The sequence below is a fragment of the Aquabacterium sp. UBA2148 genome (assembly GCF_002328915.1).
GTDB classification, from domain to species: Bacteria; Pseudomonadota; Gammaproteobacteria; order Burkholderiales; family Burkholderiaceae_C; genus Aquabacterium; species Aquabacterium parvum.
Genome location: NZ_DCXA01000310.1, coordinates 1 through 6,951, shown reverse-complemented (window position 1 = coordinate 6,951; position 6,951 = coordinate 1). Strand labels below are relative to the sequence as shown.

The 6,951-nt window shown below is 67.3% G+C and carries 6 protein-coding genes and 1 pseudogene; 2 read left to right on the top strand and 5 right to left on the bottom strand.

The features are described 5' to 3' along the window. Positions 1 to 672, top strand: a pseudogene (locus tag B2W70_RS17085) (3'-5' exonuclease); the annotation flags it as partial. A 392-nt stretch (positions 673 to 1,064) separates the two neighbouring features. Then, on the top strand, positions 1,065 to 1,487 hold the full coding sequence (locus B2W70_RS17080) for an OsmC family protein (protein ID WP_058087598.1): 423 nt from the start codon (positions 1,065 to 1,067) through the stop codon (positions 1,485 to 1,487). A 51-nt stretch (positions 1,488 to 1,538) separates the two neighbouring features. On the opposite strand, the gene coq7 is transcribed toward B2W70_RS17080, so the two are convergent. The 5 genes from coq7 to mreC all read right to left on the bottom strand — a co-directional run. Continuing rightward, positions 1,539 to 2,222, bottom strand: a complete 684-nt coding sequence (gene coq7 / locus B2W70_RS17075) for a 2-polyprenyl-3-methyl-6-methoxy-1,4-benzoquinone monooxygenase (protein ID WP_286747628.1) — start codon at positions 2,220 to 2,222, stop codon at positions 1,539 to 1,541. A 64-nt stretch (positions 2,223 to 2,286) separates the two neighbouring features. Further along, a complete protein-coding gene (rodA, locus tag B2W70_RS17070) occupies positions 2,287 to 3,441 on the bottom strand; it encodes a rod shape-determining protein RodA (RefSeq protein WP_286747627.1) in 1,155 nt (384 codons plus the stop codon). After that, positions 3,438 to 5,570: a penicillin-binding protein 2 gene (mrdA, locus tag B2W70_RS17065; RefSeq protein ID WP_286747625.1), complete on the bottom strand. Its 2,133-nt coding sequence runs from the start codon at positions 5,568 to 5,570 to the stop codon at positions 3,438 to 3,440. Before mrdA ends, rodA begins: the two co-directional genes overlap by 4 nt. A 10-nt stretch (positions 5,571 to 5,580) precedes the next feature. After that, positions 5,581 to 6,096, bottom strand: a complete 516-nt coding sequence (mreD, locus tag B2W70_RS17060; protein WP_286747624.1) for a rod shape-determining protein MreD — start codon at positions 6,094 to 6,096, stop codon at positions 5,581 to 5,583. Next, positions 6,093 to 6,951 (bottom strand): rod shape-determining protein MreC (mreC, locus tag B2W70_RS17055; protein ID WP_286747623.1); only part of this gene is annotated, 859 nt, incomplete at its 5' end. The genes mreC and mreD, both read right to left, overlap by 4 nt.

Genomic DNA, 6,951 nt, shown 5'->3' with positions numbered 1-6,951 from the left:
ATCAACGACTTCGAATACAAGGCCCGCCAGACCTACGGTGGCGAGGGCGCCAAGGAGCTGCTGCTCGAATGGCTCAAAGACATCGGCTACGAGCAGCACCTCTACGACAACGAAGAAAACGAAAAAGTGGCCCAGGCCCGCTGGACCAACGTGCTCGACTTCATCGACTGGGTGGCCAAGCGCTGCGGTGGCGAAATCGAGGCCGACGGTGGCATGACCACCGAGAGCGAGCGCCGCAGCGTGATCGAGGTGGCGCAGACCATCGCGTTGATCACCTCGCTGGCCGAGCGCGAGTCCGACCAGAATGCCGTGGTGCTGTCGACCCTGCACGCCTCTAAGGGCCTGGAGTGGCCTCACGTGGTGCTGGCCGGCACCAACGAAGGCATCCTGCCCTTCTGCCGCGACGAAGAAGACATGACGCCGCAGCAGGTCGAAGAGGAACGCCGCCTGATGTACGTGGGCATCACCCGCGCACGGCTGAGCCTGAGCGTGAGCGTGCTCAAGCGCCGCAAGAAGGGCCGAGACTACGTGCAGGCCACGCCCAGCCGTTTCGTGGCCGAGATGAAGCTCGGCGAAGGCGGCCCCAAGGAAGACCCACGAGAGAAGCTGCGGCGGCTGCGCGAAGAAATGGCAGCGAAAGCGCGCAACGCGCCGCCGCCAGGCGGGGCTTGAGCCGGCTCGCAGGCAAGGTTTCCAACCGGCCGCACCGAGCGCCGGGAAAAGCGCCGGAGGACGCGCCGGAAGACGCGTTGGACAAAGCGCCAGACAAAAAAAACCCGAGCGCCGCAAGCGGCCTCGGGTTCTGAAATGTCACCCTGAACGAGGTGAGTGGAGAGAAAAAACGAAACAAGCCCCTGTGAGACACCGCCCTGATGCGAAAGCTCCACAGGTCTGAAACGATTTGTATCGCGCGGCTGCAAAACATGCAACAGAAAGTCGCTTCTTGACCCTGTTTTTCAGGGCTAACCCCTAGGTGAAACCGCTCCCGCCGGGATCGGGGACAATCTGCGGCTCGCGCAGGGGCGACGGCGCCCCCACCGCTGCACCCGTCCCAAGGAACCCTCATGGAATGCACCATCAACTGGCAGCCTGCCTCCGGCATGGCCTTCATGGCTGAAACCGGCAGCGGCCACATCATCAACATGGACGGCGCCCCTGAAGGCGGTGGCCGCAACCTCGCGCCCCGCCCCATGGAAACCGTGCTGGCCGGCACCGGTGGTTGCACGGCCTACGACGTGGTGCTGATCCTCAAGCGAGGCCGCCACGACGTGCGCGGCTGCCAGGTCAAGATCACGGCCGACCGCGCCGAAGTCGATCCCAAGGTCTTCACGAAAGTGAACATGCACTTCGTCGTGACTGGCGTGAACCTCCCCGACACCGCCGTGGCACGCGCCATCCAGATGTCGCACGAGAAATACTGCTCGGCCTCGATCATGATCGGCAAGACCGCCGAGATCACCACCAGCTTCGAGGTGATCGCCGCCTGATCGCAGCGCGACCGCAGCTCGATCGTCGCTCCCGCGACGCCAGGGCTGCGCTCAGATGCGGTGCGCCGTGGTCGTCATGACCCTGGCGGCCAGCTTCATCAGGCCACGCACGGGCGCCGGCAGCGGCACCCCACCGGCCTTCTCGGCCGCGTCCGCGTGAGCCACCTCGTCGTCCCGCATCTGCGCCACGATGGCGCGCGAGGCGGCGTCGGCCGCGGGCAGCTTGTCCATGTGACTGTTGAGGTGCGCTTCGACCTGGCGCTCGGTCTCGACGACAAAGCCCAGGCTGTGACGATCACCCACCTTCGCGGCCACCAGCCCGATGGCAAAAGCGCCGGCGTACCACAGCGGGTTAAGCAGGCTGGTGCGCCCGCCCAGCTCCTTGAGGCGTTGCTCCGTCCAGGCCAGGTGGTCGGTTTCTTCGGCCGCCGCAGCGTCAAACTGAGCCTTGAGCACCGCGTCGTTGGTTCCCCAGGCCTGCGAGGCGTAGAGCGCCTGCGCGCACACCTCGCCCACGTGGTTGACGCGCATCAACGCAGCCGACAGGCGCTTTTCTTCGGCCGTCAAAGCCGGGGCCTCACCGCCCCCCTCCGGGCGCGGGCAGGGCCGAGTGGCCACGTGCGAGCCCAACGAGGTGCGCAGGGCGTTGTCGATGCTCAAGATGACGCGGTCCAGCGCATCGTGCCGGATGGCGGTATTCGGGGCGAAAGAGGAAGCAGAAGCGGCTCGGTTCATGTCGCGCATCCTAGCGCGGCGCGAGGGCCAAGGGCTTGAGACGGATCAGCCGCAACCGAACGCATCACCGCTGCATGAGCCCGCGGCTCTTGGCGATCGACATCAGCAACCCCAGCGCCAGGCCCAGCGTGACCATGGCCGTGCCGCCGTAGCTGATGAACGGCAGCGGCACACCCACCACCGGCAAGATGCCGCTGACCATGCCCATGTTGACGAAGGCGTAGGTGAAAAAGCTCAGCGACAGGCTGCCCGCCAGCAGGCGCGAGAACAGCGTGGGCGCCTGCGAGGCGATGTACAGCCCCCGGTAGATCAGCGCCAGGAAACCGATCATCAGCAAGGCGTTGCCGAACAGCCCGTGCTCTTCGGAGTAGGACGCGAAGGCGAAGTCGGTGGTGCGCTCGGGGATGAACTCCAGGTGCGTCTGCGTGCCCTGCATGAAGCCCTTGCCCGCCACCCCGCCAGAGCCGATGGCGATCATGCCCTGGATGATGTGAAAGCCCTTGCCCAGCGGGTCGGAGGTCGGGTCCAGCAGCGTGCAGACGCGGTTCTTCTGGTAGTCGTGCAGGCCCACCCACTTCACGCCGGGCTGACACAGGTCGTCCTGAAAACCCACGATCAGGCTCACGCCCAGCGCCCCGGCCAACAGGGTCGGCACGATGAGCTTCCAGCTCAGGCCAGCAAAGAAGATGACGTACAGCCCCGAGGTGAGCACCAGCATGGAGGTGCCCAGGTCGGGCTGCTTGAGCACCAGCGCAAAAGGCAGCAGCAGCAGCCCACCCGCGACCAGGAAGTCGGGCGTGCGCAACTGCCCCTCTCGGCGCTGGAACCACCAGGCCAGCATCAGCGGCGCGGCGATCTTGGCGATCTCGGAGGGCTGGATGACGATGCCGATGTTGAGCCAGCGCGTCGCGCCCTTCTTGGTGATGCCAAAGATCGCCGTGGCGATCAACAGCACCACGCCAATGGTGTAGAGCGGCACGGCAATCGCCATCAGGCGCTGCGGCGGCACCTGCGCCACCAGGAACAGCACCCCGGCGCCCAGCAGCATGTTGCGACTGTGGTCCATGAAGCGCGTGCCATGGTCGAAGCCGACCGAGTACATGTTGGCCAGGCCCAGCAGGCACATGTACAGGATGATGCACACCAGCGGCAGGTCAAAGCCCTGGAAGATGGGCTTGATGCGCTGAAGCAGCGACGGCTTCTCGAAAGCGATGTTCATGGTGTGCCCCTCGGGCTGGAGGCGGTCGATGCGGCCGCAGCGGTGGCAGCAGTGGCAGCAGACGCGGGAGGCGGAGCGGGCACCGCAGGGGCGGCGGGTACAGCTGGCGCGCTGGGCGCACTGGGCGCACTCGGCACGGCCGGCGCGGTCGGCCCGCTCACATCGGCACCGAAGGCATCGGTGCCCTTGGGCAGGGGCACCTCGGAGGCCTTGCGCGCCACACCCACCGGGGCCGACGCACGGCTTTGTTGAACCAACGCGATGTCCTCTTCACTGGGGTAGATGTCCAGCAGCAGGTAATCGAGCACGCGCCGGGCAATCGGCGCAGCGGCCATGGCGCCAAAGCCGGCGTTCTCGACGATCACCGCCAGGGCGACGCGCGGGTTGTCCACCGGGGCGAAGGCCTCGTAGAGCGAGTGGTCGCGCTTGTACTCATCCACGCGCGAAGCCACGTACTTCTCGTTCTGGCGCAGGCCCACGGCCTGGGCCGTGCCCGTCTTGCCACCACTGAGGTAGCCGGCCCCCGCGAACACGCGTGTGCCCGTGCCTTCCTGCGTCACGCCGAACATGGCTTCGCGGATCAGGGCGGTGTGTTCGGGCTTGAGCGGGAGCGAGTCGATCGCCTCGCGCACCGGGATCATGCGCTCGCGCGTGACCACGTTTTCGATCTCGCGCACCACGCGCGGCTGGAAACGCTGCCCGTCGCTGACCACGGTGGACAGCGCCGAGGCCATCTGCAGCATCGTGAAGGTGTTGTAGCCCTGGCCGATGCCCAGCGAGATGGTCTCGCCCGCATACCACTTGCGCTGCTCCGGGCGCCGGTAGGCTTTGCGCTTCCAGTCGGTGGACGGCAGGATGCCTGTGACCTCGCCCTTGAGGTCGATGCCCGTCAGGCGCCCGAAACCCAGCTGCGACATCTGCTCGTGGATCAGGTCCACGCCCATCTCGTTGGCCAGGGTGTAGAAGTAGACGTTGCTGGACTCGACGATGGCGCGACGCATGTTCATCGCACCGCCACGTTCGTTCTCGGGGCTGCGGAACCGGTGGCCACCAAAGACGAACACGCCGTTGTCCATGATGATGGTGTCGGGGCGGCGCTTGTTGGCATTGAGCGCGGCCAGGGCCATGAAGGGCTTGTAGGTCGAGCCTGGCGGGTAGGTGCCACGCAACGCGCGGTTGAGCAGCGGCTTGTCGGCGCTTTCGTTGAGCTCTTTCCAGTTCTCGCTGTCGATGCCGTCGACAAACAGGTTGGGGTCGAACGTGGGCTTGGAGACGAAGGCCAGCACCTCGCCGTTGCGCGGGTCGATCGCCACCAGCGCGCCGCGGCGGTCACCAAACAGCCGCTCGATCAGGCCCTGCAGGCGGATGTCGATCGACAGGTGCACCGTGTTGCCCGGCGTGGCGGGGTTCGAGCGCAAGCGGCGCACGGCCCGGCCGCCCGCGCTGGTCTCGACCTCTTCGAAGCCGGTGATGCCGTGCAGCTCGCGCTCGTAGCTCTGCTCGATGCCCAGCTTGCCGATGTACTCGGTGCCCCGGTAGTTGGCCTGCTCTTCTTCAGGCCAGTCGTCCATGGCCTGCGCCTCGCGCTGGTTGATGCGGCCGATGTAGCCCAGCACGTGGCTCGCCAGCTCGCCATACGGGTAGTGGCGGAACAAGCGCGCCTGGATGTCGACCCCGGTGAAACGGTAGCGCTGGGCGATGAAGCGCGCCACCTCTTCGTCGCTGAGCTTCGTGCGGATGGGGATGGACTCGAAGCTCTTGGACTCTTCGCGCAGGCGCTTGAAGCGGCGGCGGTCACGAGGCTGGATGTCGACGATCTCGGCCAGGGCGTTGATGGTGGCCTCGACGTCGTCGACCTTGGACGGTGTGATCTCGAGCGTGTAGGCGGAGTAGTTGTTGGCCAGGACCACACCGTTGCGGTCGACGATCAGGCCCCGGTTGGGCACGATCGGCACGACGGCCACGCGGTTGGCCTCGGCGCGGTTGGCCAGGTCGTCGTGGCGCACCACCTGCAGCACCACCAGGCGAAAGGCCAGCAGGCCGAAACAGAACAGCACGAAACCGGCCGCAGCCCACAAGCGGGCGCGAAAGCGGCCCAGCTCCTGTTCGAGGTTCTTGAGCTCGGTCATGGGCTGCGCGTCACAGCGGCCGGTTCTTGTCGCGATCGGGCGGGCGCCGCTGAGGCGCCAGCAGGACCGTGGTGACCAGCGGCCACAGCATCGACTCGAAGACCGGCGCCAACAGCAGGCCCCAGCCCGGGAAGCTCGCCCCGGCGAGCATGCGCACCAGCAGCGCGACCACGTGCGCGGCGGCAAACAGGGGCAGGATCTGCAAGGCTTGCGAGCCCACCGTGAACCACAACAGGCGGCGATGCACCGTGATGGCAAAGAAGCTCAGCAGCGTGTAGGCCAAGGCATGCTGCCCGAGCAGCGCGCCTTGGTGCACATCGATGCAAAGCCCGAAGAAGAACGCCACGCCCACACCCACGCGACGTGGCTGGTGCACGTTCCAGAACACCAGGGCCACGGCCAGGAAGTCGGGCACACCCGGCCAGCGGCCCCAGGGCAGCAGGTTCAGGCCCAGCGCCAGCAAGAGCGAGAACCAGATGAAGACCGGGTTGACCGGCAGCAACAGCTCGTTGCCACGGGGCATCATGGGCGGCCTCCTGGCTTGCTGGCGGAGGCCGCGCCACTGGCACCCTGGCTTGCGCCAGGTGATGCCGCGCCACGCCCGACGACCGCCTGAGCGGCCGATGCGGGGTGAGAGGCAGCGTGCCCGGCAACGCGGGCGTGTGCACGGGCGGCTGCCGCAGCAGCCGATGCAGCGGCCACGTTGGCCGCGGAAGCCACGCTGGGCGCGTCGGCAGCGGCCGCTGGCACCCCCGGCGCCGGGGCCTGAGCGGGGCCTTCCAACCCATGACCGGTGGTCTGCAGCAGCAACACGTGGCGGCTGCTCTCGGGGTTGGACAGCGGGGTCAGCACGATGCGGGCAAAGGCCGAATCGGCACGTCGGTCGATGCGGGCCACCTGGGCAACGGGCAAGCCGGGCGGGTAGACCCCATCCAGGCCCGAGGTTTCGAGGCGATCGCCCACCTGCACATCGGCGTTGCCGGCCATGAAGCGCAACTCCATGCCGCGCGACTGCGGCAGGCCGTAGGCCACGCCGCGCTGCTCGGTGCGCACATTGACAACCGGCACGGCCGCATCCTGGTCGGTCACCAGGGTGACCTCGGACGTCAGCGGGTAGACGCGCGTGACCTGCCCGATGACACCGGCCGGGTCGATCACGGGCGAGCCCAGCCCAACGGCGTGTGCCGCGCCCCGGTCGATGACGACCTTGCGGGTGTACGGGTCTTGGGTGGCGTAGAGGATTTCAGCCGAAGTGCTGGGCACGTCCAGGCGGGGGCGCAATTCCAGCAGGGCCCGCAAGCGGGCGTTCTCGCGCAGCAGGTCGTCGACGCGCATCACGCGCTCGGCCTGCGCGGTGATCTGCCGCTCGGCTCGGGCCAGC

Excerpts from the sequence above, each read along its gene's own strand:
- coq7 (WP_286747628.1), bottom strand. The coding sequence starts at position 2,222 with ATGAACCGAGCCGCTTCTGCTTCCTCTTTCGCCCCGAATACCGCCATC.
- rodA (WP_286747627.1), bottom strand. The coding sequence starts at position 3,441 with ATGAACATCGCTTTCGAGAAGCCGTCGCTGCTTCAGCGCATCAAGCCC.
- B2W70_RS17080 (WP_058087598.1), top strand. The coding sequence starts at position 1,065 with ATGGAATGCACCATCAACTGGCAGCCTGCCTCCGGCATGGCCTTCATG.
- mrdA (WP_286747625.1), bottom strand. The coding sequence starts at position 5,570 with ATGACCGAGCTCAAGAACCTCGAACAGGAGCTGGGCCGCTTTCGCGCC.
- mreD (WP_286747624.1), bottom strand. The coding sequence starts at position 6,096 with ATGATGCCCCGTGGCAACGAGCTGTTGCTGCCGGTCAACCCGGTCTTC.